Raw genomic sequence first — 25635 nt, forward strand, 5'->3', positions numbered from 1 at the left:
TGATCGATGCATCCCCAACCGCAGGACAGCCGAGGTTATTTCATGTTGCCTCAAGGGCCGGAAGGCGCCGGCTATTACGTGTATGGAACGCCGGGTCGAGGTGCCGGCCAATATGCGCATCCGGCAATGATGAACTTGCTCCTGTACGTCGAGAGGGTCTGGGCAACGCTAGATTCCCGCAAATTCGGGATAGGAAACATCAGCTTGGCGGGTGGAAAACCTTATGACAAACACAGATCGCATAAGACGGGGCTTGAAGTCGACGTACGGCCCATTCGAAAGGATGGCAAGCGACAGGCCGTATATTGGCAGTGGACTGATCAATACGATCAGGCAGCCACTGCACGGCTAATCGAACTCTTTCGTCATTTTCCTGGCGTGACGAAGGTCTACTTCAATGACCCAGCGCTCCGTCATCTGGCGCGCCCCTTGGGCGGCCATGACCACCATTTTCACGTAGAGGTGAGAGGCTGAAATGAGAATGCCAATAGCCGCCATCCTCTGCATCGCCGGCTTATGCTCGGTCGCTTTTGCCGCAAAACCATGGGACGGCACATACAGCGATTTCAAGGGCAGTTACCTCATCTATTCTGGCGACCTCGGCGAAGAAGCGGCGCCGACATCGAGCGATCACAAAGCCGCACTTTCCATCCAGGGCGACATGGCGAAAGTCTTGTTCGACTCAATCGGACCGGACTTGAAAGACGCATGCGGGGCGTCGGCCGACATACGCGTGCGCGAGAAAGGCGATCTTGACTGCGTCCATGACAAGGGGGATCGAGCTTCGCCCTACGTCTGCCATTTCGGCATCAATCTGCGAACGGGCAAGAGCATGCGTGGATCAATCTGCTAGCCAAATACAAAAAGGGCCGCATTCGCATGCGGCCCTTCTCAATTCTGGCTCCCCGACCTGGACTCGAACCAGGGACCTGCGGATTAACAGTCCGTCGCTCTACCGACTGAGCTATCAGGGAAAGGAGGCCGCATTATACCTGCTGATTTCGATTTCGCAAGTGTTCACACGACGAAAAAACGGGAAACTAGACTGTCGCCCGCGCAACCAGGCGCTTCAAGGCGTCCAGCACCACGTCCGGCTCGGTCAGTTGCGGGAAGTGGGCGCTGCGCTTGGCCTCAATCCGCTCGCCCAGCGGCGACAGCGCCGCCAGTCCCAGCTGGGTGCGCTCGCGCTCGCGCACCAGGGCGGCCGGCACCATCCAGCGCGGCAGGCGCTTCGTGCCGGACAACACCGTCACCGGCACCGGAGGAAACGCCGGCGCCTCCTGGATATCCTTCACGGTCTCGAGTTCGTTCCGGATCTCGTCGAACTGGTCGCGCGGCGAGATGCGGTCGAGCAGCTTGATGAAGCCGCGCTGCAGCGGCGACTGGAATTGCTTGAGCGTGGTGACGTCGCTAGGTGCGGTGGCTTCCAGGAACAATACACCGGCCACTTCGTCGGCGAAGGCGCGCGCGAACAGGTTGGCGTGCAGGCCGCCGAAGGAATGGCCGACCAGCACGAACGGCGGCTCGACGCCGGCCGCCTGCAGCAGCAGGCGCAGCTGAGCGACCACGGTCTCGCCATACTGCGCCTCGCGCGGCTTGGGACTGCCGCCGACGCCGGGCCGGTCGTAGGCGAACACCGTGCCCAATTGCTCGATCTCGGGATACAGCTTGTACCAGCCGTCGAGCGGGCCGCCCGCGCCATTGATCAGCACGATCGACGGCTTGCCCTGCCCCGACTTCATCAAGCGGAACATCTGCCCTTCGATCAGGGTAGCATGGCTGTTCGGCAATTGCTTCACGCAAGAATCTCCTGTGACCAGCGACGCCTTGGCACGCGCCGCAAAGCAAAAAGGCCGCATCTCACGACGCGGCCTTTTCAGTATTCTGGCTCCCCGACCTGGACTCGAACCAGGGACCTGCGGATTAACAGTCCGTCGCTCTACCGACTGAGCTATCAGGGAATTGATGCTTGCATTATATGGCTGCTGAAACGTTTCTGTCAAATTTGCCCAGATCGCAAGCGCCACTCCTGCTGCTCTCCGCACACGCCGTAACGCTTGCGGAGAGCCGGGATTTTAGAGAACTTTGGCAACCGCGTCAACGACGCGATCGATATTGGTCGAGTTCAGCGCGGCGACGCAGATGCGGCCGGTGTCCACGGCGTAGATCGACTCGTCGCGCAGCTTGCCCACTTGTTCCTTGGTCAGGCCCGAATACGAGAACATGCCGACCTGCTGGCGCACGAATTCGAAGTCGTGGCCCGGGGCCTTGGCCTTGAGCTTCTCGACCATCGCGCCGCGCATTTCGCGGATGCGCACGCGCATGCCGGCCAGCTCTTCTTCCCACAGCTTGCGCAGCTCGGGGTTCGACAGGACGGTGGCGACGACCTTGCCGCCATGGGTCGGCGGGTTCGAGTAGTTGGTGCGCACCACGCGCTTCAGTTGCGACAGCACGCGGGCCGCCTCCTCACCGCTGGTGGCGACGATCGACAGCGCGCCGACGCGCTCGCCGTACAGCGAGAACGACTTCGAGAACGAGTTCGACACCAAGAGCGGCATGCCGGTCGCGGCGAAGCGGCGCACGACGGCGCCGTCTTCGTCGATGCCGTTGGCGAAGCCCTGGTAGGCCATGTCCAGGAACGGCACCAGGCCGCCCGCCTGTACGGCGGCGATCACCTCGTCCCACTGCGCTTGCGACAGGTCGGCGCCGGTCGGGTTGTGGCAGCAGGCGTGCAGCACGACGATCGAGCCGGCCGGCATCGCCTTCAGCGCGGCCAGCATGCCGTCGAAGTTCACGCCACGCGTAGCAGGGTCGTAGTAGGCGTAGTTGTGGACGGTGAAGCCGGCGCTCTCGAACAGCGCGCGGTGGTTTTCCCAGCTCGGATCGCTGATGTAGACGTCGGCGTGCGGCAGGAAGCGCTTGAGGAAGTCGGCGCCGATCTTGAGCGCGCCGGTGCCGCCCAGGGCTTGCACGGTGATCGCACGCTTCTCTTGAATTACCGCGCTGTCGGCACCAAATACCAGTTCTTGCACGGCCTTGTCGTAAGCCGCCAGGCCGTCGATCGGCAGGTAGGTGCGCGGCGCAGGCTGCTCCATCAGTTTCGCTTCCGCTTTCTGTACGCACTCCAACAGTGGCACCTTGCCGTTATTGTCATAATAGACGCCTACTCCAAGATTGATCTTGGCGGGATTGGTGTCGGCATTGAAGGCTTCGGTAATACCCAGGATCGGGTCGCGCGGGGCCATCTCAATGGCGCCAAAAAGGCTGGCGGAGGCAGTGGAAGTCATCGTGATAAACTCAGTTGTTTCGGCTGGGTTGACAGCGGTTGTATAGACAGCGGCCCTTGTATTGAAAGGCCGCGAGCGGATTCTCATTCTAACAAAGGTCTGTAAGTATGGCTGATTTATCCATCGCAACTTCACCCGAACCGACGGTCCTCACCTTCCCCGATTCGCCGTTCAAGCTGCACCAGCCCTTCCCGCCGGCCGGCGACCAGCCGACCGCGATCGAGGGCCTGGTCGAAGGCATCAACGACGGCCTGTCCTACCAGACGCTGCTCGGCGTGACGGGCTCGGGCAAGACCTATACGATGGCCAACGTGATCGCGCGCGCTGGCAGGCCGGCGATCGTGTTCGCGCCGAACAAGACGCTGGCGGCCCAGCTGTATTCGGAGTTCCGCGAATTCTTCCCGCAGAACGCGGTCGAGTATTTCGTCTCCTACTACGATTACTACCAGCCCGAAGCCTATGTGCCGCAGCGCGACCTGTTCATCGAAAAGGACTCGTCGATCAACGAGCACATCGAGCAGATGCGCCTGTCGTGCACCAAGTCGCTGATGGAACGGCGCGACGTGGTCATCGTGGCCACCGTGTCGGCGATCTACGGTATCGGTAATCCGAACGAATACCACAAGATGATCCTGACCCTGCGCCACAAGGACAAGGTGGCGCAGCGCGACATCATCGCGCGCCTGATCCAGATGCAGTACACCCGCAACGAGATGGATTTCTCGCGCGGCAGTTTCCGCGTGCGCGGCGACACCATCGACATCTTCCCGGCCGAGCACGCCGAGCTGGCGATCCGCGTCGAGATGTTCGACGACGAGATCGAATCGCTGCAGCTGTTCGATCCGCTGACGGGCCGCGTGCGCCAGAAGATCCCGCGCTTTACCGTGTATCCGGGCTCGCACTACGTCACGCCGCGCTCCACCGTGCTGCGCGCCGTCGAGTCGATCAAGGCCGAGCTGCGCGACCGCCTCGAAGAATTCCGCCAGCAAAATAAACTCATCGAAGAGCAGCGCCTGGAACAGCGCACCCGCTTCGATCTCGAGATGCTGGCCGAGATCGGTTTTACCAAGGGTATCGAGAACTACTCGCGCCACCTGTCCGGCGCGATGCCGGGCGAGCCGCCGCCGACGCTGATCGACTATCTGCCGAAAGACGCGCTGATGTTCATGGACGAGTCGCACGTGATGATCGGCCAGCTCAACGCGATGTACAACGGCGACCGTTCGCGCAAGACCAACCTGGTCGACTATGGCTTCCGCCTGCCGTCGGCGCTCGACAACCGGCCCTTGAAATTCCAGGAGTTCGAGGGCAAGGCGCGCCAGACGATTTTCGTCTCGGCCACGCCGGCCGAATACGAACAGCAGCGCGCCGACAACGTGGTCGAACAGGTGGTGCGCCCCACCGGCCTGGTCGACCCGCAGATCATCGTGCGCCCCGCCCTGTCGCAGGTCGACGACCTGATGAGCGAAATCAACGACCGCATCGCCAAGGACGAGCGTGTGCTGGTCACCACGCTGACCAAGCGCATGGCCGAGCAGCTCACCGAATACCTGGGCGACCACGGCATCAAGGTGCGTTACCTGCACAGCGACATCGACACGGTCGAGCGCGTGGAAATCCTGCGCGACCTGCGCCTGGGCACCTTCGACGTGCTGGTCGGGATCAACCTGCTGCGCGAGGGCCTGGACTTGCCTGAAGTGTCGCTGGTGGCGGTGCTCGATGCGGATAAAGAGGGCTTCCTGCGTTCCGAGCGTTCGCTGATCCAGACCATCGGCCGCGCCGCGCGTAACCTCAACGGCGTGGCGATCCTGTACGGCGACCAGATCACCGATTCGATGCGGCGCGCGATCGACGAGACCGAGCGCCGCCGCGCCAAGCAGATCGCCTTCAACGAGGCCAATGGCATCACGCCGAAGGGTGTGCAGAAGAAGATCAAGGAAATGATCGACGGCGTGTACAGCAGCGCCGCGCAGAAGGCCATGGTCGAAGGCGTGCACGAGGATGCGGCGACGGCCAAGGTCGAGTCGATGAGCGAGAAGCAGATCAGCAAGGAGATCAAGCGCCTCGAGAAGCTCATGGTCGACCATGCCAAGAACCTCGAGTTCGAGAAGGCGGCGCAGGTGCGCGACCAGCTGCATGTGCTCAAGCAGCAGGCGTTCGGGGCGCCGGGGGCGGATAACGTGGTGTCGATGTTGGGCAAGTAACGCGGCTGCGTAACCAGGGTGCAGGGTGGGGCTGGCCTCGGCGGCCCCGCGCTTCGCCGCCGACGCGGTGATGGTTACCGGTTCCTTTCCTGGCCGGATGACCTCGCCGCCAACGATCACCGCGTCGGCAGCGCCGCTGCCAACCCTACGCTACTCCCGCCAGCAATTCCAGCAATTTCGCCAAATCCGCCGGCTTGGCCATGTGATGGTCGAACCCGGCCTTGTACGCCCGCCGCTGGTCTTCGACCTGCCCATATCCCGTCAGGGCTACCAGCACCGCCTGCGTGGTCTCGGGCATCGCCCGCAGCCGGCGCGCCAGTTCGTGGCCATCGATGTCGGGCAATCCGATGTCGAGCAGAGCCACGTCCGGCGGCGCCTGCACCGCGCTCGCCAGCGCGCCCTTGCCATCGTAGGCGATGCTAACCTCATATCCATTCATCTCGAGCAGCGTCGCCAGCATCTGGGCCGCGTCGACGTTGTCGTCGACCACCAGCACCCTCAGCCCGCGCGCGCCGCGCGGCTGCACGTCAAGCGGCGGCGGGCTCACTTCCGGCGCCTCGGCCAGGCATGGCAGGTAAACGACGAACTCACTGCCCTTGCCCAACCCCGCGCTGTGCGCCTCCACCCGTCCGCCATGCAGCACGGCCAGGCTCTTGACCAGCGCCAGGCCGAGCCCCAGGCCGCCCTGCGAACGGTCGGGCGTGCGCTCGGCCTGGATGAACAAATCAAAAATGTAGGGCAGGATCGGCGGATCGATGCCCTGCCCGTTGTCGCGCACCGCGACCCGCACCAAGCCCGACTCGATGCGTGCGCTGAGCACGAGGCTTCCACCCGCCGCCGTGTACTTGGCGGCGTTGTTCAGGATGTTCGACACCACCTGGATCAGGCGCGTGCGGTCGCCCTCCACGCGCAAGGGGCTCGCTGCGATTTCGCACTGCAGTGCGTGGCCGCGCGCATCGATCAACGGTCGCACCTGCTCCACCGCCTCGTGCACGATCTCGCGCATTTCCAGCGCCTCTTTCGAGATGGTCACCAGGCCGCGCGTCACGCGCGAGACGTCGAGCAGGTCGTTCACCAGGGACGTCATGTGCTGGGCCTGGCGCGCGATGATGTCGCTGGCGCGCTGGATGCCGGGTGCGTCCATCTGGCCGCGCTGCAGCAGCTGGGCCGCCGTGGTGATCGGCGCCAGCGGATTGCGCAGCTCGTGCGCCAGCATCGCCAGGAACTGGTCCTTCTGGCGGTTGGCGGCGCGCAGCTCGTCCTCGATGCGCTTGCGCGCCGTGACGTCGCTGCCCTCCACGAAGATGCCCGAGACCTTGCCGTGCTGGTCGTGGATCGGCTGGTAGACGAAGTCGATGAAGCGCTCTTCCAGCGGCGCGTTGGGGTCGCGCTGCACGCGCAGCGGCACCGCGTGGCCCACGAAAGGCTGGCCGCTCTGGTACACGTGGTCGAGCAGCTCGAAGAAGCCCTGCCCCTGCACCTCGGGCAGCGCGTCGCGCACGGCCTTGCCGACCAGCGCGCGGTGGCCGACCAGCTGCAGGTAGGAGCGGTTGGTGATCTCGAATACGTGGTCCGGGCCGCGCAGCACGGCGATGATGCCGGGCGCCTGCTCGAACAGGGTCACCAGGCGCTCGTTCTCCTCCTCGCGGTAGCGCTGGGCCAGCACCTCGCCCGTCATCTCGACGCAGGCGCAGAACATGCCGGCCACGGTGCCGTCTTCGTCGCGCACCGGCGAATACGAGAAGCGGAACCAGGTGTCCTCATCGTAGCCGTGACGGCGCATGCGCAGCGGCAGGCGGTCCATATAACTGGCCTCGCCCCTGAGCGCGCGTACGATCAGCGGGTGGATGTCGTGCCAGATCTCGGCCCAGACGTCGTGGAAGCGCTTGCCGAGCGAGGTCGGATGCTTGTCGCCCAGGATCGAGATATACGAGTCGTTATAGAGAAACCCGAGTTCGCCGCCCCAGGCGACGAACATCGGGAACTTCGAGTTGAGCATCAGGCCGACCACGGTGCGCAGCGCCTGCGGCCACTGGCGCGGTGAACCCAGGGGCGACGCACTCCAGTCGTGGGCGCGCATCATGGCGCCCATCATGCCGCCACCGCTGAGGAAAGGCAGCCATTCGGAGGGTGTCGCTGGTTCCTGTTTCATTCATGGTCCGGGAGTCGCGCGCAATCTGCGCGACTGCAGTGTGCCAGATTTGGGGCAACGACTCCCGCACGGATGCCCGGAACAGGCTGCTTGCGGCTCAGGCAGCGCGTGCGCGCCGCCACCTGCTCAGGCCAAGACAGCCGAGCGCCATGCCGAACAGCGACAAGGTTCCGGGCTCGGGGATCTGGCTGACCGCCAGCTCGACCGAGATGTCGTCGAAGAAGATCCCCGAAGGGTCGTGGTAGCCGGACAATTGCAGGATGGTCGATGCCGATGTCGCCAGCAGGTTGCGGACGATGATTTGCGTGGACGGGCCGCCCGTCCCGATATCGGTGGACGTGTTCGTGGTCGGGAAATTGTAGATGGTCGTCGCGATCGCGTCTCCGAACATCACCCTGATTCCATTGTCAAACTGAAATATCGGAAAGCCATCCGGGCCGATCACGCCGTCCGCATACAGCCAGAAGCTCAGGTCGTAGCGCTGGCCGGTCGTCGTCGGCAGGGCTTGGGTAGCAAAGCAGGAAAACTCGGGACCGAAGCAGCCGGTACTGAGCGAGTTGACGCCGCTGCTCGCGCCGCGGCCGGCGTCTCCCAGAAACCAGCCTTCGGTGAGTTCCCAACTGCCATCGTTCAGTTCAAAATCGCCGTCGCGGACAATATTGGCGCTTGCCGGCACGGCGACTGCCACCGCAAGCAGGATTGCGGCGGCAAGGCGCATTACAGCGTTCATCGAGACCTCCTCTGAGCAGACCAGAGTAAACGATGATTGATTGCCGCAAGGACGATCTGATGGGAGTCAATGCGGCAGGGGATCCATTGCCGCCCGCCGTCCGCTTACAGGCTCTGTACGAACTCCCGGATACCACCCAGCAGCATCTCGATGGACATCGCCGTCAGGATCAGGCCCATCAGGCGCTCGAAGGCGGTCATGACTTGCGGGCCGAGTTTCTGCTGCAGCTTTTCGGCGCTCAGGAACACTGCCAGCCAGACCACGCCCACCGCCGCCAGCGCGGCGACGTGCACCATCGTGTCGGTGAAGCTGGTCGACGAGAACAGCAGCACGGTGGCCAGCGCCGACGGCCCGGCCAGCGCGGGAATCGCCAGCGGCACGATGAAGGGCTCGCCGCCTTCGCTCTTGCCCAGCACGCCGTCGGGGTGCGGGAAGATCATGCGGATCGCGATCATCAGGAGGATGACGGCGCCGCCGATGCGCAGCGCGACCGGGCTCAGGTGCAGCGCCTCGAGGAAGTGCTTGCCGAAGAACATGAACACCAGCAACAGCAGGAAGGCGATGCCGCATTCGCGGATTACGATCTTGTTGCGACGCTCGATCGGGGTGTCTTTCAGGGCGGCAGCAAACAGGGGGACGTTACCAAAAGGGTCGGTGACGAGGATGAGGAGAATGAAGGTCTGGAAGAAGCTTTGGGTCATGGCTTGTTATTGTTGGGTTGCCAGAAATGTTAACAGCGCAATATTAGCAGCCGCCACCTCGGCCGACGAAAAAAAACAGGGAAAGGCTTGTACCCTTCCCTGCTTCGATTCGATCGCGCGGACCGGTATTACTTCTCGAACTTCTTCAACCACGCCGCCAGCTGATGCGGACGCAGGCCGTCATATTCTTCGAACGGCTGGTGGATCCACGGATTGTGCGGCAGGTCGTCCAGGTAGTAATCAGGACGGATCGAAGACGTGCCCTTGACCCAGATGACGGCCGATTTCACTTCGGTGACATCCTTGTAGTTCTCGGTCAGGTGCTCGCTGACCTTGCGCAGGGTGACGCCCGAATCGGCCAGGTCGTCGACCAGCAGCACGCGGCCGGCCAGCGGGCCCTTGGTCATGGTCATGTACTTCGAGATGTCCAGGTCGCCCTGCTTGGTGCCGGCTTCTTCGCGGTACGAGCTGGTCGACAGGATCGCCAGCGGCACGTCGAAGATGCGCGAGAACACGTCGCCAGGACGCACGCCGCCGCGCGCCAGGCACAGCACTTGATCGAACTTCCAGCCCGATTCATAGACCTGCAGCGCCAGGCGCTCGATCAGGCGGTGGTATTCATCCCAGGAGACCCACAGGTCCTTGTCGGTCGATACGGGGGTATTCATCTTCTACTCCAGATTCTTCTTGGTTTACGCTGCGAACGGGTGACGCAGGACGATGGTTTCTTCACGGTCCGGGCCAGTCGACACCATGTCGATCGGCACGCCAACCAGCTCTTCGATGCGCTTGATGTAGGCGCGGGCATTGGCCGGCAGCTCTTCCATCGACTTGGCGCCGACGGTTGATTCGGTCCAGCCCGGCATTTCTTCGTACACCGGCTCGCACAGGGCGGCTTCTTCGGCGCCGACCGGGAAGATGTCGACGTCACGGCCGTCGATCCTGTAGCCGGTGCAGAGTTTGAGGGATTCAATACCATCCAGCACGTCCAGCTTGGTCAGGCACATGCCCGACACGCCGTTAATCTGGACCGAGCGGCGCAGCAGGGCGGCGTCGAACCAGCCGCAGCGGCGGGCGCGGCCGGTCACGGTGCCGAATTCATGGCCGACGCGCGACAGGTGCTCGCCCACGCCTTCTTCGGTCGGCAGCTCGGCCGGGAACGGGCCCGAACCGACGCGGGTGGTGTAGGCCTTGGTGATGCCCAGGATGTAGTGCAGCATGTTCGGGCCGACGCCGGCGCCGGCGGCGGCATTGCCCGCCACGCAGTTCGACGAGGTGACGAACGGATAGGTGCCGTGGTCGACGTCGAGCAGCGAACCCTGCGCGCCTTCGAACAGCAGCTTGCCGCCTTGCTTGTGGGCCGCGTACAGCAGCGACGACACGTCGGCGACCATCGGACGCAGGCGCGGCACCAGGGCCATCGCGTCATCATAGGTGGTCTGGAAGTCGATCGCTTCGCCGCCCAGGTAGTTGACCAGCACGTGGTTGTGGTAGTCCAGGTTTTCCTTGAGCTTCTCGGCGAAGCGCTCGGCGTTGAGCAGGTCGGCGATACGGATCGCGCGGCGCGCGACCTTGTCTTCGTAGGCCGGGCCGATGCCCTTGCAGGTGGTGCCGATCTTGTTCTCGCCGCGCTTGGCTTCGCGCGCCTTGTCGATGGCGACGTGGTAAGGCAGGATGATCGGGCACGCCTCGGAGATCTTCAGGCGCGACACCACTTCGATGCCGGCGGCCTGCAGCTTGTCGATCTCGCGCATCACGTCCGGCACCGAGACCACGACGCCGTTGCCGATGTAGCAGGCCACGCCTTCGCGCATGATGCCCGAAGGGATCAGTTGCAGCGCGGTCTTCTGGCCCTTGATGACCAGGGTGTGACCAGCGTTATGGCCGCCCTGGAAACGCACCACGCCGGCGGCGTGGTCGGTGAGCCAGTCGACGATCTTCCCTTTGCCTTCATCGCCCCACTGGGTGCCGATGACAACGACGTTCTTTGCCACGTTAGTATTTGACATCACTTAACCTAAGTTTTTGAGAATCCAATTTCCGTTTTCGAGGACGAGCACGCGGTCGCACTCGAACTCGTCCTGAACATTGTCGTGACCAGGCATGCTCTGGATCACGACTTCGCCTGCCTTGCGCAGGTCAGCGATTTTTTCCTTCAGCTCGGGGGCATTGCCCCACGGCGCGCGGATGGAATGCTTGCGCTCGGCCGTCGGCAGCAGCCGGGCCAGTTCGCGCAGGTCGAGCGAGAAGCCGGTCGCCGGACGCGCGCGTCCAAAGGCCTCGCCCACGTGATCGTAGCGCCCGCCCCTGGCGACCGCATTCGGCAGGCCCGGCACGTACAGTGCGAACATGGCGCCGCTTTCGTACTGGTAGCCGCGCAGGTCGGCCAGGTCGATCGCCACCTCGGCGCGGCCGATGGCGCCGGCGGCCAGCGCGGCCAGTTCGGCCAGCGCACGCTGTATGCCCGGCAGCGCCGGCAGCTGTTCGCGCGCCTTGGCCAGCACCTCGACGTCGCCGTACAGGTGCGGCAGCGCCAGCAGCGCCTGGCGGGTCTGCGGATAGTAGTTCGTCGAGATGGCGTCCAAACCCGGCGCATCCTTGGCGCGCAGCAGGCAGTAGATCTGGGTTTCGTCACGCTTGGCGGCCGGGTCTTCGTTCAGCAGCGCGCGCAGCACGCCGACGTGGGCCAGGTCCAGGCGCACGTTGGCGAAGCCGGCCAGGGCCAGCGAGCCGAGGGCCAGTTCCTGGATCTCGGCGTCGGCTTCCAGGCCGGCATGGCCGTAGATCTCGGCGCCGATCTGCACCGGCTCGCGGGTGGCGTGCAGGCCCGACGGACGGGTGTGCAGCACGCTGCCGGCGTAGCACAGGCGGGTGATCGATTCACGGTTCAGCAGGTGCGCGTCGATGCGCGCCACCTGCGTGGTCATGTCGGCGCGCAGGCCGAGCAGGCGGCCCGACAGCGGATCGATGACCTTGAAGGTCTTGAGGTCGGTATCTTCGCCGGCGCCTGCCAGCAGCGACTCGGTATATTCGAGCAGCGGCGGCATCACGAGCTCGTAGCCGTAGAGCCGGAAGTTATCGAGCATCAGGCGGCGCAGCTCCTCGATCTTGCGCGCTTCGGACGGCAAGACATCGGCAATATTCTCAGGCAATAGCCAGTTCGGCATGGGCAACAGATGGGAGTTGGGATAATTAGCTGCGACTGGCAGGGACGACGATAGACGTGCCAACGCATGGCGCGAACGCCGAATCGGTGATTTTACCCGAAAATGAAGAGGGAGAGGCAGGGAATGCTGTCTAGACATGGTGGCAGGTTGACAATCTGCCACGGATTGAGGTGCTGTCCGGGTGGTGCTTTGCAAAAAAACTTGGGTTCCCGCCTGCGCGGGAACGACGTTCTTTGATAGCAGGTGAACAGAGGCGCTATACGCTTCTCACCCGGCCTCAAAACCGTCGTTCCCGCGCAGGCGGGAACCCAATTTCAGCAGAACAGCCCTACCCTCAAGCAAGGCCGCTTGCCAGACTGCTTAACGCCCCGACGCCGCCGGCTGCTTGAAGTACTTGAAGAACTCCGAGTTCGGATCCACCACCAGCACGTCGCTGCGGTCCTTGAAGCTGGCGCGGTAGGCTTCGAGCGAACGGTAGTAGCGGGCGAATTCCGGGTTCTTGCCGAAAGCTTCGGCGTAGATGGCCGAGGCCTTCGCGTCGCCGTCACCCTTGACCTTCTCGGCGTCGCGGAAGGCTTCGGCGATGATCACGGTGCGCTGGCGGTCAGCATCGGCGCGGATCTGCTCGGACTCGGCGGCGCCGGTCGAACGCAGCTCGTTGGCGACGCGGACGCGCTCGGCGCGCATGCGTTCGTACACCGAGTTGTTGATCTGCTCGATGTAATCCACGCGCTTGAGGCGCACGTCGACGATGCCGACGCCAATTTCCTTTGCCTCGGCCACGACCTTGGCCTGCACCGCCGCCATCACCGCGGCACGCTCGCCGGAAATCACTTCGCGCACGGTGCGCTTGGTGATCTCATCGTTCAGGGCCGCCTTGATGATCTGCGACATGCGGTCGCGCGCACGGCTTTCGTCACCACCGAAGCTGACGTAGTACAGGCGCGGATCTTCGATACGCCATTTCATGAAGGCATCCACCAGGATGTTCTTCTTCTCGGCCGTGATGAAGCGGTCGGCGTCGGGCGTGTCCAGCGTCAGGATGCGCTTGTCCAGGTAGATCACGTTCTGGAACGGCGGCGGCAGCTTGAAGTGCAGGCCCGGCGTCGAAATCACTTCCTTGACCTGGCCGAGCGCGAACACGATCGCGAAGCGACGCTGGTCGACGACGAAGATCGTGGACGACAGCAGCATCAGTGCGATGAAGCCCGCGACGAAAAGAGTTACGAGGCGGTTCATCAGCGGGTCTCCCTGTCACGTGAGGAATCGCGGCTGCGCTCGTCTCGCTGGCGCACCGCTTCCATGGCCTGGCTCACTTCGGCAGGTTGGCCGGACTGCGGCAATTGCACCGGACCCGATTTGCTGCCGATCTGGGCATCGTTGGCTGCCTGCTGCTGCATCAGCTTGTCGAGCGGCAGGTACAGCATATTGTTGTTGGCGCGCGAGTCGACCATCACCTTGGTGGTGCTGGTGAAGATCTGCTGCATGGTGTCGATGTACATGCGGTCGCGGGTCACGGCCGGGGCGCGCGAATAGGCGGCCACCACCTGGTCGAAGCGGGCGGCGTTACCGGTCGCGTTCTCGACCACCATCGAACGGTAGGCTTCGGCGTCCTGCTGCAGGCGGAAGGCCTGGCCGCGCGCCTGCGGGATGATCTGGTTGGCATACGCCTCGCCCTCGTTGCGGGCGCGGGCGCGGTCCTGGCCTGCGCGCACGGCGTCGTCGAAGGCGCTCTGCACCTGCTCCGGCGGCTGCACGCCCTGCATCGTCACGTTGGTGATCAGGGCGCCGAGCGCGTAGCGGTCGCCGATCGCCTGCATCATCGAATGCACGTCGGCGGCGACCTTCTCGCGGCCTTCGTACAGGACGAAGTCCATCTTGTTGCGGCCGACCACTTCGCGGATCGCCGTCTCGGCGATCTGGCGCACGCTGTCGTCCTGGTCGCGGTTGTTGAACAGCCAGGCGACCGGGTCTTTCAGCGTGTACTGCACCGCGAACTGGATGTCGATGATGTTTTCGTCATCGGTCAGCATCAGCGATTCTTGCGGCTGCTTGTTGCGCACGTTCGCCCGGTAGCCGATCTCGGCGGTACGGATCTGCGAGGTGTTGACGGTCTCGTGGGCCTGGAACGGATACGGCCAGCGCCAGTTGAAACCCGGCGTGGTCGAGTGGCTGTACTTGCCGAAGGTGGTCACGACGCCGACCTGGCCCTCTTGCACGATGAAGGCGCCGCTGGCAAGCCAGATGAAGCCGACGATGATGGCGATCACGCCGGCGCCGATGCCGGCGCCGCGCATTTCGCCGCGCGGGCCGCCGTTGTCGCCGCCGCCGTTATTGTTGCCGCGGCCGCCGAACATGCGGTTCAGGCGCGCATTGAAATCGCGCCACATCTGGTCGAGGTCGGGAGGACCGTCACCGGGGCGGCGACCATCCTGGGCCTTGCGGTCGTCTTCGGGGTTGCGTCCCCAGCGTGGGTCGTTCAGCGACAATTTGACGCCGAATCTTTTTAGTAGAGAAACAAGCATAGGCTAGTTGGGCCTGACATGGGTGGAAGTTGGCATATTGTCGGCAAGACCGCCGGGGTGCGCGTCCACCGACGCGTCTTCCTCGGCGAGCCCGAAGGCTTCGTCGTGCTCTTCGTTTTCTGGGTTGCTGTACCCGCCTGGGCCCGGCGCGGACTTGGCCGCCTCGGCGATTGCCGAACGCAGCAGATCCAGGCCGGCGCCACTGTGGGCGCTGATGAAAACCCGGTTGATCTTATCATACTCATCACGCTCGACCCCAGGTTCCAGCCCGGCGGCATCGATCTTGTTCCACACCAAAATTTGCGGAACATGATCTGCGCCAATCTCGCGCAAGACTTCATTGACCTGTTCGACCTGCTCCATGCGCGTCGGGGAGGCGCTGTCGACCACATGCAGCAAGAGGTCGGCATGGATGGTTTCTTCCAGCGTGGCGCGAAACGCCGCCACCAGCTGGTGCGGCAGCTCGCGCACGAAACCGACGGTGTCCGAGATCACGACGCTGCCCACCTCGTCGCCCAGGTACATGCGGCGGCTGGTGGTGTCGAGGGTCGCGAACAGCTGGTTCGCCACATACACGCCGGCTTTCGTCAGCGTGTTGAACAGGGTCGACTTGCCGGCATTGGTATAACCGACGAGCGACACCGAGAAGGTCTTGTTGCGTCCGCGCTGGCGGCGCTGGGTCTCGTGCTGCTTGCGCAATTTGCCGAGGCGCGCGCGCAGCATCTTGACCCGCTCGCCGATCAGGCGGCGGTCGGTCTCGAGCTGGGTTTCACCCGGACCGCGCAGGCCGATACCGCCCTTTTGACGTTCCAGGTGGGTCCAGCCGCGGATCAGGCGCGTGGCCAGGTGCTGCAGTTGAGCGAGCTCGACCTGGAGCTTACCCTCGTGGCTCTTGGCGCGCTGGGCGAAGATATCGAGGATCAGGCTGGTGCGGTCGATCACGCGCAGCTGGAGGCGACGCTCCAGGTTGCGCTGCTGGGCGGGAGAGAGAGCGTGGTTGAAGATGACGATCTCGGCGCCAAGGGCCTTGGCGTCGAGGGCGATTTCGTCGGCCTTGCCGCTGCCGACGAAATGCGCGGGGTCCGGGCTGCTGCGCTTCGCCGTGATCGTGGTGATCGGATCGGCGCCGGCGGAGCGCGCAAGCAGCGACAGCTCATCGAGACTGGCGGCGAAGTCGCCAGTCCCGAAGTCGATGCCGACCAGCGCTGCGCGCAGGGTTGGAGTGCCGGGGGCGTCAGCCATCGGCCTTACTCGGCTTCGTTGGAGTCGAGGTTAAGGTTGACGGCACGGGCCGGCACGACAGTGGAAATGGCATGCTTGTAGACCATCTGGGTCACGGTATTACGAAGCAAAACGACGTATTGGTCGAAGGATTCGATATGACCCTGGAGTTTGATACCGTTGACGAGGTAGATCGAGACAGGGACGTGTTCCTTGCGCAAGGCGTTGAGGAATGGGTCTTGTAACAGTTGCCCTTTGTTGCTCATAACAGCTCCGTAATGTTGTTGTAGTTAAAAGTTTGAGGCGATTTGCCGGTTTTCAAGTAGTTAGAGCCATATTCTGCGTGAGCGAATGCAGCCCTAAGCCTACTGTAACCTGTTTTGCCGCTTTTTGTCGTACTGCTACGACTTTCAGCCTAAACAATTCAGTCTTTTGCGAACGGATTTTTCCCGCTGCGCAGCTCGATCCTGAGCGGGGTGCCGACCAGGTTGAACGTGTCACGGAAATGCTTTTCCAGATAGCGCTTATAAGGCTCGGTGATCCCCTCCAGCGCATTGCCGTGGATGACGATGATCGGCGGATTCTGACCGCCCTGGTGGGCATAGCGCATCTTCGGACGCGAGGTGCCCTTGCGCTTCGGCTCCTGCTTCTCGACCGCCTCCTGCAGCGCGCGCGTCAGGCGCGGCGTCGACAGGTTGGCCGTCGCGGCGGCATACGCCGACTCCACCGACTTGAGCAGCTGGCTGATGCCGGTGCCGCGCAGCGCCGAGACGAAGTGGGTCTTGGCGAAGCCCAGGAAGTCCAGCTTACGGTCGAGGTCGTTCTTGACCTGGTCGCGCTGGTCGGTTTGCAGGCCGTCCCACTTGTTGACGGCCACCACCAGCGCCCTGCCCGATTCCAGGATGAAGCCGGCGATGTGGGCATCTTGCTCGGAAATATCTTGCTGGGCGTCGAGCAGCAGGATGACGACGTTGGCATCCGAGATCGACTGCATGGTCTTGACCACGGAGAATTTCTCGATAGCCTCGAAAATCTTGCCGCGGCGGCGGATGCCGGCGGTGTCGATCAGCGTGTACTTCTTGCCGTCGCGCTCGAACGGCACTTCGATCGCATCGCGGGTGGTACCCGGCATGTCGAAGGCGATTACGCGCTGCTCGCCGACCAGGGTATTGATCAGGGTCGACTTGCCGACGTTCGGGCGGCCGACGATGGCGATCTTGAAGCCGTGATCGGCCGGTTCCAGCTCTTCCGGTTCGTCGGGGCGCTGGGCGAAGGCGATGTCGAGCGCCTCGTTGACCAGGTCGTGCACGCCGTCGCCATGGGCGGCGGAGATCACGTACGGGTCGCCCATGCCGAGTTCATAGAAGTCGGCGGTGACGGAGGTGTACTTCATGCCTTCCGACTTGTTCACCACCAGCATGACCTTGCGGCCACTCTTGCGCAGGTAATCGGTGATGGTCTTGTCGTGCGGGGTCAGGCCCTGGCGGCCGTCCACGATGAACACGACCACGTCGGCCTCGGCCACGGCCTGGCGCGTCTGCAGCGCCATTTCATGCATGATGCCTTCTTTGGCGACCGGCTCGAAACCGCCCGTGTCGATGACCAGGAATGGCCGTTCGCCAATCCGGCCTTCGCCATAGTGGCGGTCGCGCGTCAGGCCAGGGAGGTCGGCCACCAGCGCGTCACGCGAACGGGTCAGGCGGTTAAATAAGGTCGATTTCCCGACGTTGGGACGACCTACGAGTGCGATTACCGGCTTCATGTTTTATTCTATTCGACCGCGATCGCGGTCACAGTTCCATTTTGTGTTTGAAAAATCAGGTTCGTGCCGGCCACCAGCGGCGTGCCCATGATCGGGCTGCCATCGGTCGCTGCGCGCGCCAGGAAAGATCCGTCCTCGCGCGACAGGAAGTGCACATAGCCTTCGAAGTCGCCGACCGCGACGGCGCGGCCATACGACAGCGGGGTCGACAGGCGGCGGAAGGCCAGCTTGTCGTTCTTCCAGCTGGAAGAACCCGTGTCGCGGGTGAAGGCATGCAGGGCGCCCTTGTCGTCCGGTGCGAACACGTACAGCTGGTCGACGGCGACGCCGGCATCGGACGACAGGTCGCGCGTCCACTTCGCCGAACCGGTGACCAGGTCGAAGCAGCCTACGCGGCCCTGGTAGGACGCGGCGCACACCTCGTTCTCGAACAGCACCGGCGCGCCGCCGATGTCGGTCACGCGTTCCAGTTCGGTGGCGCCGCGCGAGACGCCGACCTCGACGTCCCAGCGCGGCGCGCCGGTGGCCAGGATCATCGACGACAGCTTGCCGCCCGGCTGGGCCACGATGACGTCGGTCCCGGCCACGATCATGCCCGGCGCATTGCGCAGGGTGAGCGGCGGCGCGACTTTTTGCACGGTCCACTTCTTGTTGCCGTTGGCGGCATCGATGCCGACGATGCGGTTGTCGATCGAGCGCGCCACCACGATGCCTTGCGACACCACCGGCGCCGACAGGATCTCGCTCGACAGCTGGGTCTTCCACAGCGCCTTGCCGTCCATGTCGAAGGCCAGCAGCTGGCCCTTGTCGCCGCCGACCACGATCAGGTTGCCGTCGGTGCCGACGCCGGCCGACAGTTCGGTGTCGGCCTTGATGCGCCACAGTTGCTTGCCGCTCTCGGCTTCGACGCGCGCGATGGCGCCGTCGGCGCCGGCCACGACCACCGTGTTGCCGGTCAGCGCAGGCGAGAAGGTGTAGCCGCGCGCCTTGCCGATATCAAGTTTCCATGCGGTGCGCACGGCCATGCTGCCTTTCAGCTCGACCAGCTTGGCCGGCTGGTCGCCCTTCTTATCCGACGCGAATGGATTGAGCGAATTGAGGGTCGAGCAACCCGTCATCAGGGCCAGTACGCCGACACCAACAAGCTTGCTGCAAATACGCATTTTGTTCTACCTTGTTCCTGGACTATAGAGGACGCAAGGCCCGCGCCGCCGTCAGGCGTGCGCGGGCCCTCTCATGGGGGAGGATTACGCGGCTGCCTTTTGCTCGGCAGCTTTTTCTTGTTCCGATTTCTTGTCGGCCGGCACCGTGCCGCCGATCGCTTCGAGCTTGATCTGCACCAACTGGCGGCCCGGCGCGTTCGGATCCATCGCGGCGATCGCCGCGACATAGGCCGCGCGCGCTTCGTTCAGCTTGTTCTGCGCGACCAGCACGTCGCCCTTGCGGTCGTTCACTTCCGAGGTGAACTGCGGCAGGAATTTGCCATTCAAGACCTTCAGCGCTTCGTCGAATGCCTTTTCGTCGAGCAGCACGCCGGCCAGGCGCAGGTTGGCGATCGACTTGTATTCGTCGTTGCCGTGCTCGGCCGCCCACTGCAGCTGCTCCTTGGCGGTCTTGAGGTCGTTCGCTTCGAAGGCGGTCTTGGCCGCCGCCAGCGCCGCCATCGGGGCATAGGCCGACGATTCGTACTTGGCGCGGATATCGCCCGCCACGCGCTGCACCTTGGCATTGTCGTTCGCCAGCAGCGAGGTCTGCAGCTCGTCATACAGCGCCGACGCCTCGACCGACTTGTTGCGCTGGTGGGTTTTCCAGTAATTCCAGCCGGCGTAGGAGCCGAGCGCGAGAATCAGGACCCAGATGATGATGTTGCCGTACTGCGACCAGAACGCCTTGAAGGAATCAAGCTGTTCCTGTTCCTGGTGATCGTATGCCATGTGCGTATTCTTGTATTAAATGGTTGATTGGTGGTGCCGAACGCCGGTTACGGGTGGTAGTGCACGTGATCGTGGTCGTGGCCGTGGTCGTGGTCGTGACTGCCGACGATCTGGTCGACCAGGTAGTCGACCACTTCCTCGAACGGCACGGCGGCCTGCTGCTGCTCGCCCACTTCGCCGCGCATGGTCTTCACTTGCGCGGCATTGTTCGCGATCTCGTCCTGGCCGATGATGACGGCAAAGGCGGCGCCGCTGCCATCGGCCTTCTTCATCTGGCTCTTGAAGCTGCCAGCACCTGTTGGCGTTGCGCAATGTAACACAACATCCAGGCCGGCATCCCGAATCCGCTCGGCCAGGATGAAGGACTGCAGCTGGGCCTCTTCTCCCTGGTGGACCATGTACACGTCGCACACGTTCGGCTCGGCCGGTTCGCCCAACCCTTTCATGAGCTCGATGATGCGTTCCATGCCCATCGCGAAACCGACCGCCGGGGTCGGCTTGCCGCCGAAGGTTTCGATCAGCGGATCGTAGCGGCCGCCGGCGCAGATCGTGCCCTGGGCGCCCAGCTCGTCGGTGACCCATTCGAACACGGTGCGGTTGTAGTAGTCCAGGCCGCGCACCAGGCGCGGGTTGACGGTGTACTGCACCGCGTTCTTGTCCAGCAGCGCCTTGACGCCGTTGAAGTGGGCCAGCGACTCTTCGCCCAGGTAGTCCAGCAGGCGCGGGGCGGCATTGACCATCTCCTGCATCGCCGGGTTCTTGGTGTCCAGGATGCGCAGCGGATTGCTGTGCAGGCGGCGCTTGGCCTCGGCGTCGAGGATGTCTTCGTGTTTTTCGAGATAGGCGATCAGGTCGGCGCGGTGGCGGTTGCGCTCTTCGGCGTTGCCGATCGAGTTCAGCTCGAGGCGCACGTTCTGCAGGCCCAGGTCATCCCACAGGCGGCGCGACATCATGATCATCTCGGCGTCGATGTCCGGGCCCGAGAAGCCGATCGCTTCGGCGCCGAACTGGAAGAACTGGCGGTAGCGGCCGCGCTGCGGGCGCTCGTGGCGGAACATCGGGCCCTTGTACCACAGGCGGCGCGGGCCGTCGTAGACCAGGTTGTGCTCGAGCACGGCGCGCACGACGCTGGCCGTGCCTTCCGGACGCAGGGTCAGCTGGTCGCCGTTCATCGAGTCTTCGAAGGAATACATCTCCTTCTCGACGATGTCGGTGACGGCGCCGATGGCGCGCGAGAACAAAGCGGTCTGCTCGACGATCGGGGTCACGATCTTCTGGTAGCCGTAGCTCTTCAGGATCGTTTCGGTGGTGTTCTCGAACAGCTCCCACAGCGGCGCGTCTTGCGGCAGGATGTCGTTCATGCCTTTGATGGCGACGATTTTTTCTGGTTTGGACATGGTTTTCTTTCTCAATTCTTGGCGCTGCTCGTGGGCGCAGGTCGGCCAGCTCTCCCAGCCCCAGGCTTACGCCTGGGTCGCTGCGCCGGCGAGCGACATGTCGCTCGAAACCCCGGCTCGCCCGTAATTCTTCTTCACATAATCGAGCACGATGGTCTTGAACTCATCGACGATGCGCTCGCCGCGCAGGGTCGCGAATTTCTGGCCGTCGACGAACACCGGGGCGGCCGGCGATTCGCCGGTGCCCGGCAGGCTGATGCCGATGTTCGCGTGCTTCGATTCGCCCGGACCGTTGACGATGCAGCCCATCACGGCCACGTTCATCGCCTCCACGCCCGGATACGTTTTCTTCCATTCAGGCATCTGCTCGCGCAAGAAGCTCTGGATGTTGTCGGCCAGCTCCTGGAACACGGTCGAGGTCGTGCGGCCGCAGCCCGGGCAGGCGATCACCATCGGGGTGAACTTGCGCAGGCCCATGGTCTGCAGGATTTCCTGGCCAACCACGACCTCCCTGGTGCGGTCGCCGCCCGGTTCCGGCGTCAGCGAGATGCGGATGGTGTCGCCGATGCCCTCTTGCAGCAGCACCGACAGCGCCGCGGTCGAGGCGACGATGCCCTTGCTGCCCATGCCGGCCTCGGTCAGTCCCAGGTGCAGCGGATAATCGCAGCGGCGCGCCAGTTCGCGGTAGACCGCGATCAGGTCTTGCACGCCCGACACCTTGCACGACAGGATGATCTTGTCGCGCGCCAGGCCGACTTCTTCGGCGCGCACGGCGTTCTCGATCGCCGATGTGATCAGCGCTTCGTACATCACCGCCTGGGCGCTCCACGGATTGGCGCGCGCGGCGTTCTCGTCCATGATGCGGGCCAGCAGCGTTTGATCCAGACTGCCCCAGTTGACGCCGATGCGGACCGGCTTGTCGTACCTGGCGGCGATCTCGATCATCTGGGCGAACTGGGTGTCGCGCTTGGCGCCCTGCCCCACATTGCCCGGATTGATGCGGTATTTCGACAGCGCCTGCGCGCATTCCGGATAGTCGCGCAGCAGCAGGTGGCCGTTGTAGTGGAAGTCGCCCACCAGCGGCACGTCGACTTCCATGCGGTCGAGCTGTTCGCGGATCGCCGGCACGGCGGCGGCTGCCGCCGGGGTGTCGACCGTGATGCGCACGATCTCGGAACCGGCGCGCGCCAGCTCCTTGACCTGGATCGCGGTGCCGATCGCGTCGGCGGTATCGGTATTGGTCATCGACTGCACCACCACCGGGGCGTCGCCGCCCACCCAGACCGTGCGCTGGCCGTGCGAGACGGCCACCTTGCGGCTGGCGCGGCGCGCCAGCGGGCCGGACGGTATGGCTTCAGGAGTGCAGGCTTCGTTCAACGAATTCATTTGGTGTATTCCAGCTTCAGCTTATTTCAGCGCCACGCGCGCGATGGTGCGGCCCGACTGCTGCGGCAGCGCGACGTTGGCGCCGCGCAGGGTCGCGGTCACGCCGCCAGGGGCCCCGACCACCAGGGTCGCCGGGCCGCTCAGCTCGACCGACTCGGTGCTGCCGCCCTTGACCAGGCGCGAGATCAGCGGACGGCCGCCGGCGCTCGGACGCACTTCGATCCAGGAATCCTCGCGCACGTTCAGCACCAGGGTGTTGGCGCCGGCGGCGGGGGCCACGGCGGTGACCGGTGCGGCAGCGGTCGAGATGTTCGGGGCCGGCGTCACGCCAGGCGCGGCCGCGCTCGACGTTCCCGCCGCCGGTGCATTGGCCGGCGCATTGGCCGGCGCATTGGCCGGCGGCGGGACGGCCGGCACCGGTGCGGTCGGGGTGGCCGGCGCGGCGCCCGGCGCCGAACCGGGCGCTGCCGCTGGCGGCGCAGTTTCGCCAGCCGGCGCCGGCACCGAGATCAACGGCACCGATGGATTGATCAGGCCTTGCTGGGCGCCGGCCGCGGGCGCCGAGCCTGGCGCGACGACGCCGGCGGCCGGGTTCTCGAGCACCGTGGCGTCGCCCGCCTGGCCGTCGCGCTGCAAGTTCGGAATCAGGTCGAACTGCCAGGCCGCAACGGCGGCGCCGGCCACCACCACGGCGGCGGCGATCCAGCCCAGCGGCAGGCGGTTGCGGCGGCCGGCGATCGGAAAGCGGGTCTCGGAGAACGTGGCCGGACGCTGTTCGCGGCGCACGGCGCCGGTGTTGATGGGCGCGCCGGCCTGGGCTTCCGGCGGCATGTTCAGTTCGATCATCGACACCAGCGGCGCGGCGTCGATCTTGAGCAGCTTGGCATAGACGCGCACGAAGCCGCGTGTCACGGCCGGGCTCGGCAGTGAAGCGTAATCGCCGGCTTCCAGGGCCACCACCTGGCGCGGGGCCAGCTTCAGCTGGTCCGCCACCTGTTCCACACTCCAGCCCATCGCTTCGCGCTGGGATTGCAGGGTCTTGCCAGGGATGCCGGGCTGGTTGCCTGGCGTAGCCGGCTGATCTGCTTGCTCGTTCATTGTCCTCGTCCTTGTCCGTGTGAGCTTCTAGTTGAGCTTGTTCTTGTGCTTACTCGTCGAACGCGCCGCGCTCGAACGCCGCGTATTCGGGCGAACCCGGGAAACGCCGGCGCAGCTGGGCCGCGAGCGTCGCCTCATGGGTCCGGTCGCCCAGCTTGCGCTGCACGCGCAGCGCGAGCCAGAGCGCGTCGGCCGGCAGTGTCTCGATGCTGGCCGTCTCGATCAGGCGATTCACGAAAAAACCGGCGCGCTGCATGTCGCGCCGCTCGTAGTACACCCGCGCCAGGCCGGCATTCACGGCCGGCAGCGCCGGGCTCAAACGCAGGGCTTCGAGCAGGTAGCGCTCGGCCGCGTCGACATTCCGGTTCTTGATGCTGCACGCACCCGCATTGACCAGCGCGGAGAGCGGCGTCTGGTAGGCGGGATTCTTGAGGGCGGCGTCGAAATAGCGCAGCGCGTCGAGCGGCTTGTTCACCGACTGGCACAGGAAGGTGCCATAGTTGTTCGCGAACTCGGGATTGCCCGGTTCGAGGCGCAGCGCGTGGCGATGGTTTTCGTCGGCCAGCGGGAACTGACCCATCGAGGTATAGATCAGGGCCCGCAGGCCATAGGCGTCGGCGTAGTTCGGATCGGCCGCCAGCGCCTGCTTGACTTCGTCGAGGGCGATCTCGTGCTTGCCCTCCTGGTAGTAGCCGACCGCCAGCTGCACCCGGATCGAGGCGCGCTTTTCCAGCGCGGTCTGGTCCGAGGCGGTCTTGAGTTCGCCGTCGCGCGTGGTCGTCGCGCCGCCCGCCCCCGTGCCGGCGCAACCGGCCAGCAAAGCGAGGGACAGGGTCGATGCGAATGCGAGCCAGGCGGCGGCGAATTTCATCAGGTCGGGATCTCCACGATGCGGCCGAAATCGGCGCCGAATTTCTTCTGGTACTCGGCCATCTTTTCCATGCGCTCGGCCACGCGGGTGCGGTCCTTGACCTCGCCCGCCAGCTGGCCGCAGGCGGCGTCGATGTCGTCGCCGCGCGTCTTGCGCACGGTGGTCACGATGCCGGCGTTCATCAGGACTTCGGCGAAGGCCTTGATGCGCGGGTTCTTGGAGCGGGTCAGGCCCGACTCGGGGAACGGGTTGAACGGGATCAGGTTGAACTTGCAGTTCACGCCCACCACCGGATCGTTCACCAGCGCGATCAGTTCGCGCGCGTGCTCGTCGCTGTCGTTGAAGCCGTCGAGCATGCAGTACTCGAAGGTGATGAAGTCGCGCGGCGCGAATTCGAGATAGCGCTTGCAGGCGGCCATCAGCTCGCGCAGCGGATATTTTTTATTCAGCGGCACCAGGATGTCGCGCAGCGCATCGTTCGAGGCGTGCAGCGACACGGCCATGGCCACCGGCACGTCTTGCGACAGCTTGTCGATATTCGGCACCACGCCCGAGGTCGACAGGGTCACGCGGCGGCGCGACAGGCCGTAGGCGTTATCGTCGAGCATCATCTTGAGCGCGGTGACGGTCGGCTCGTAATTGAGCAGCGGCTCGCCCATGCCCATCATCACCACGTTGGTGATCTGGCGCTCGCCTTTCGGGCCCGGTTCGATGCCCTTGGTACGGCGCAGTTCGAACTCGGCCATCCACAGCTGGCCGATGATCTCGGCGACCGTCAGGTTGCGGTTGAAGCCCTGCTTGCCGGTCGAGCAGAAGCGGCAGTTGACGGCGCAGCCGGCTTGCGTGGAAATGCACAGCGTGCCGCGGTTTTCTTCCGGGATGAACACGGTCTCGACCGCGTTGCCGTTGCCGACGTCGACCAGCCATTTGCGGGTGCCGTCGCTGGCCGTCTTGTCGCTCACGATGGCCGGCGCACGCACTTCGGCGCGCGACTTCAGCTTTTCGCGCAGCGACTTGGCCAGGTCGGTCATGCTGTCGAAATCCGACGCGCCGAACTGGTGTATCCAGCGCTGCAGTTGCTTGGCGCGGAACGGTTTCTCACCCAAGTCGGCGCAGTAGGCGACGAGTTGCGCGGGATCAAAGTCCAGCAGATTGGTGAGAGTTGTCATGTCGTAATCCTATATTCCTGAACCTGCTCGC

The 25635-nt window shown here is 64.3% G+C and carries 23 protein-coding genes and 2 tRNA genes; 3 read left to right on the forward strand and 22 right to left on the reverse strand.

All coding sequences use genetic code 11. The features are described from left to right. The first annotated feature begins 6 nt into the window (after positions 1 to 6). Positions 7 to 474: a penicillin-insensitive murein endopeptidase gene (locus ABIB42_RS08705; protein ID WP_081589892.1), complete on the forward strand. Its 468-nt coding sequence runs from the start codon at positions 7 to 9 to the stop codon at positions 472 to 474. A gap of 7 nt (positions 475 to 481) precedes the next feature. Further along, complete coding sequence (locus ABIB42_RS08710; RefSeq protein WP_157225550.1) at positions 482 to 853, forward strand: hypothetical protein; 372 nt, start codon at positions 482 to 484, stop codon at positions 851 to 853. A gap of 45 nt (positions 854 to 898) precedes the next feature. On the opposite strand, the gene ABIB42_RS08715 is transcribed toward ABIB42_RS08710, so the two are convergent. The 4 genes from ABIB42_RS08715 to ABIB42_RS08730 all read right to left on the reverse strand — a co-directional run bounded on the left by ABIB42_RS08715 (position 899) and on the right by ABIB42_RS08730 (position 3287). Beyond that, a tRNA-Asn gene (locus tag ABIB42_RS08715) sits at positions 899 to 974 on the reverse strand. A gap of 66 nt (positions 975 to 1040) precedes the next feature. Beyond that, positions 1041 to 1799: an alpha/beta fold hydrolase gene (locus ABIB42_RS08720; protein WP_005666273.1), complete on the reverse strand. Its 759-nt coding sequence runs from the start codon at positions 1797 to 1799 to the stop codon at positions 1041 to 1043. An 86-nt stretch (positions 1800 to 1885) separates the two neighbouring features. Further along, positions 1886 to 1961: transfer RNA gene (locus ABIB42_RS08725), tRNA-Asn, on the reverse strand. 114 nt (positions 1962 to 2075) lie between these two features. Continuing rightward, positions 2076 to 3287, reverse strand: a complete 1212-nt coding sequence (locus ABIB42_RS08730) for an aromatic amino acid transaminase (RefSeq protein ID WP_005666272.1) — start codon at positions 3285 to 3287, stop codon at positions 2076 to 2078. A gap of 107 nt (positions 3288 to 3394) precedes the next feature. Here ABIB42_RS08730 and uvrB point away from each other — a divergent pair, with 107 nt between their 5' ends. After that, positions 3395 to 5491, forward strand: a complete 2097-nt coding sequence (gene uvrB, locus ABIB42_RS08735) for an excinuclease ABC subunit UvrB (RefSeq protein WP_005666271.1) — start codon at positions 3395 to 3397, stop codon at positions 5489 to 5491. A 145-nt stretch (positions 5492 to 5636) separates the two neighbouring features. Here uvrB and ABIB42_RS08740 read toward each other — a convergent pair whose 3' ends face one another. The 18 genes from ABIB42_RS08740 to rlmN form a co-directional block, all read right to left on the reverse strand. Then, the gene (locus ABIB42_RS08740; RefSeq protein WP_184239700.1) at positions 5637 to 7643 is read right to left on the reverse strand and encodes an ATP-binding protein; all 2007 of its coding nucleotides are present in this window, start codon (positions 7641 to 7643) and stop codon (positions 5637 to 5639) included. Between the two features lie 97 nt (positions 7644 to 7740). Beyond that, entirely contained in the window at positions 7741 to 8373 is a 633-nt protein-coding gene (locus ABIB42_RS08745; protein ID WP_005666268.1) for a PEP-CTERM sorting domain-containing protein, read from the reverse strand. Between the two features lie 104 nt (positions 8374 to 8477). Then, positions 8478 to 9074 (reverse strand): MarC family protein, encoded by a 597-nt coding sequence (locus ABIB42_RS08750; RefSeq protein WP_005666267.1) that lies wholly within the window; start codon positions 9072 to 9074, stop codon positions 8478 to 8480. Positions 9075 to 9202: 128 nt separating this feature from the next. Further along, the gene (locus ABIB42_RS08755; protein ID WP_005666264.1) at positions 9203 to 9742 is read right to left on the reverse strand and encodes a phosphoribosyltransferase; all 540 of its coding nucleotides are present in this window, start codon (positions 9740 to 9742) and stop codon (positions 9203 to 9205) included. Positions 9743 to 9766: 24 nt separating this feature from the next. After that, positions 9767 to 11083 carry an adenylosuccinate synthase gene (locus ABIB42_RS08760; protein ID WP_273029172.1) on the reverse strand — a complete coding sequence of 439 codons (1317 nt, stop codon included), beginning with the start codon at positions 11081 to 11083 and terminating at the stop codon, positions 9767 to 9769. Positions 11084 to 11086: 3 nt separating this feature from the next. Beyond that, the gene (locus ABIB42_RS08765; protein WP_005666261.1) at positions 11087 to 12241 is read right to left on the reverse strand and encodes an ATP phosphoribosyltransferase regulatory subunit; all 1155 of its coding nucleotides are present in this window, start codon (positions 12239 to 12241) and stop codon (positions 11087 to 11089) included. A 360-nt stretch (positions 12242 to 12601) separates the two neighbouring features. Next, a complete protein-coding gene (hflC, locus tag ABIB42_RS08770) occupies positions 12602 to 13480 on the reverse strand; it encodes a protease modulator HflC (RefSeq protein ID WP_005666260.1) in 879 nt (292 codons plus the stop codon). Next, entirely contained in the window at positions 13480 to 14766 is a 1287-nt protein-coding gene (hflK, locus tag ABIB42_RS08775; protein WP_005666258.1) for an FtsH protease activity modulator HflK, read from the reverse strand. Before hflK ends, hflC begins: the two co-directional genes overlap by 1 nt. 3 nt (positions 14767 to 14769) lie before the next feature. Further along, complete coding sequence (gene hflX / locus ABIB42_RS08780) at positions 14770 to 15981, reverse strand: GTPase HflX (protein WP_081589930.1); 1212 nt, start codon at positions 15979 to 15981, stop codon at positions 14770 to 14772. A gap of 32 nt (positions 15982 to 16013) precedes the next feature. Next, positions 16014 to 16253, reverse strand: a complete 240-nt coding sequence (hfq, locus tag ABIB42_RS08785) for an RNA chaperone Hfq (protein WP_005666255.1) — start codon at positions 16251 to 16253, stop codon at positions 16014 to 16016. 158 nt (positions 16254 to 16411) lie between these two features. After that, positions 16412 to 17749, reverse strand: coding sequence for a ribosome biogenesis GTPase Der (gene der / locus ABIB42_RS08790; RefSeq protein WP_005666254.1), 1338 nt, complete (start codon positions 17747 to 17749; stop codon positions 16412 to 16414). An 8-nt stretch (positions 17750 to 17757) separates the two neighbouring features. Further along, entirely contained in the window at positions 17758 to 18912 is a 1155-nt protein-coding gene (bamB, locus tag ABIB42_RS08795; protein WP_184239706.1) for an outer membrane protein assembly factor BamB, read from the reverse strand. A gap of 84 nt (positions 18913 to 18996) precedes the next feature. Next, on the reverse strand, positions 18997 to 19683 hold the full coding sequence (locus ABIB42_RS08800; RefSeq protein WP_184239707.1) for a YfgM family protein: 687 nt from the start codon (positions 19681 to 19683) through the stop codon (positions 18997 to 18999). A 47-nt stretch (positions 19684 to 19730) separates the two neighbouring features. Next, positions 19731 to 21080 (reverse strand): histidine--tRNA ligase, encoded by a 1350-nt coding sequence (hisS, locus tag ABIB42_RS08805; RefSeq protein WP_219864683.1) that lies wholly within the window; start codon positions 21078 to 21080, stop codon positions 19731 to 19733. Between the two features lie 66 nt (positions 21081 to 21146). Continuing rightward, positions 21147 to 22466 carry a flavodoxin-dependent (E)-4-hydroxy-3-methylbut-2-enyl-diphosphate synthase gene (gene ispG, locus ABIB42_RS08810; RefSeq protein WP_005666247.1) on the reverse strand — a complete coding sequence of 440 codons (1320 nt, stop codon included), beginning with the start codon at positions 22464 to 22466 and terminating at the stop codon, positions 21147 to 21149. Positions 22467 to 22487: 21 nt separating this feature from the next. Then, positions 22488 to 23564 (reverse strand): RodZ domain-containing protein, encoded by a 1077-nt coding sequence (locus ABIB42_RS08815; RefSeq protein WP_005666245.1) that lies wholly within the window; start codon positions 23562 to 23564, stop codon positions 22488 to 22490. A gap of 49 nt (positions 23565 to 23613) precedes the next feature. Then, entirely contained in the window at positions 23614 to 24435 is an 822-nt protein-coding gene (gene pilW / locus ABIB42_RS08820; protein WP_005666244.1) for a type IV pilus biogenesis/stability protein PilW, read from the reverse strand. Further along, on the reverse strand, positions 24435 to 25604 hold the full coding sequence (rlmN, locus tag ABIB42_RS08825; protein WP_005666242.1) for a 23S rRNA (adenine(2503)-C(2))-methyltransferase RlmN: 1170 nt from the start codon (positions 25602 to 25604) through the stop codon (positions 24435 to 24437). The genes pilW and rlmN overlap by 1 nt, the downstream gene beginning before the upstream one ends. Positions 25605 to 25635 lie beyond the last annotated feature (31 nt).

The organism is Massilia sp. UYP32 (assembly GCF_050434365.1).
Classification (GTDB): Bacteria; Pseudomonadota; Gammaproteobacteria; order Burkholderiales; family Burkholderiaceae_D; genus Telluria; species Telluria timonae.

What these genes read in the sequence shown, in the direction of transcription:
- ABIB42_RS08705 (WP_081589892.1), top strand. Translation starts at nt 7, where the DNA reads ATGCATCCCCAACCGCAGGACAGCCGAGGTTATTTCATGTTGCCTCAA.
- ABIB42_RS08710 (WP_157225550.1), top strand. Translation starts at nt 482, where the DNA reads ATGCCAATAGCCGCCATCCTCTGCATCGCCGGCTTATGCTCGGTCGCT.
- ABIB42_RS08730 (WP_005666272.1), bottom strand. Translation starts at nt 3,287, where the DNA reads ATGACTTCCACTGCCTCCGCCAGCCTTTTTGGCGCCATTGAGATGGCC.
- uvrB (WP_005666271.1), top strand. Translation starts at nt 3,395, where the DNA reads ATGGCTGATTTATCCATCGCAACTTCACCCGAACCGACGGTCCTCACC.
- ABIB42_RS08740 (WP_184239700.1), bottom strand. Translation starts at nt 7,643, where the DNA reads ATGAAACAGGAACCAGCGACACCCTCCGAATGGCTGCCTTTCCTCAGC.
- ABIB42_RS08745 (WP_005666268.1), bottom strand. Translation starts at nt 8,373, where the DNA reads ATGAACGCTGTAATGCGCCTTGCCGCCGCAATCCTGCTTGCGGTGGCA.
- ABIB42_RS08750 (WP_005666267.1), bottom strand. Translation starts at nt 9,074, where the DNA reads ATGACCCAAAGCTTCTTCCAGACCTTCATTCTCCTCATCCTCGTCACC.
- ABIB42_RS08755 (WP_005666264.1), bottom strand. Translation starts at nt 9,742, where the DNA reads ATGAATACCCCCGTATCGACCGACAAGGACCTGTGGGTCTCCTGGGAT.
- ABIB42_RS08760 (WP_273029172.1), bottom strand. Translation starts at nt 11,083, where the DNA reads ATGTCAAATACTAACGTGGCAAAGAACGTCGTTGTCATCGGCACCCAG.
- ABIB42_RS08765 (WP_005666261.1), bottom strand. Translation starts at nt 12,241, where the DNA reads ATGCCGAACTGGCTATTGCCTGAGAATATTGCCGATGTCTTGCCGTCC.
- hflC (WP_005666260.1), bottom strand. Translation starts at nt 13,480, where the DNA reads ATGAACCGCCTCGTAACTCTTTTCGTCGCGGGCTTCATCGCACTGATG.
- hflK (WP_005666258.1), bottom strand. Translation starts at nt 14,766, where the DNA reads ATGCTTGTTTCTCTACTAAAAAGATTCGGCGTCAAATTGTCGCTGAAC.
- hfq (WP_005666255.1), bottom strand. Translation starts at nt 16,253, where the DNA reads ATGAGCAACAAAGGGCAACTGTTACAAGACCCATTCCTCAACGCCTTG.
- der (WP_005666254.1), bottom strand. Translation starts at nt 17,749, where the DNA reads ATGAAGCCGGTAATCGCACTCGTAGGTCGTCCCAACGTCGGGAAATCG.
- bamB (WP_184239706.1), bottom strand. Translation starts at nt 18,912, where the DNA reads ATGCGTATTTGCAGCAAGCTTGTTGGTGTCGGCGTACTGGCCCTGATG.
- ABIB42_RS08800 (WP_184239707.1), bottom strand. Translation starts at nt 19,683, where the DNA reads ATGGCATACGATCACCAGGAACAGGAACAGCTTGATTCCTTCAAGGCG.
- hisS (WP_219864683.1), bottom strand. Translation starts at nt 21,080, where the DNA reads ATGTCCAAACCAGAAAAAATCGTCGCCATCAAAGGCATGAACGACATC.
- ispG (WP_005666247.1), bottom strand. Translation starts at nt 22,466, where the DNA reads ATGAATTCGTTGAACGAAGCCTGCACTCCTGAAGCCATACCGTCCGGC.
- ABIB42_RS08815 (WP_005666245.1), bottom strand. Translation starts at nt 23,564, where the DNA reads ATGAACGAGCAAGCAGATCAGCCGGCTACGCCAGGCAACCAGCCCGGC.
- pilW (WP_005666244.1), bottom strand. Translation starts at nt 24,435, where the DNA reads ATGAAATTCGCCGCCGCCTGGCTCGCATTCGCATCGACCCTGTCCCTC.
- rlmN (WP_005666242.1), bottom strand. Translation starts at nt 25,604, where the DNA reads ATGACAACTCTCACCAATCTGCTGGACTTTGATCCCGCGCAACTCGTC.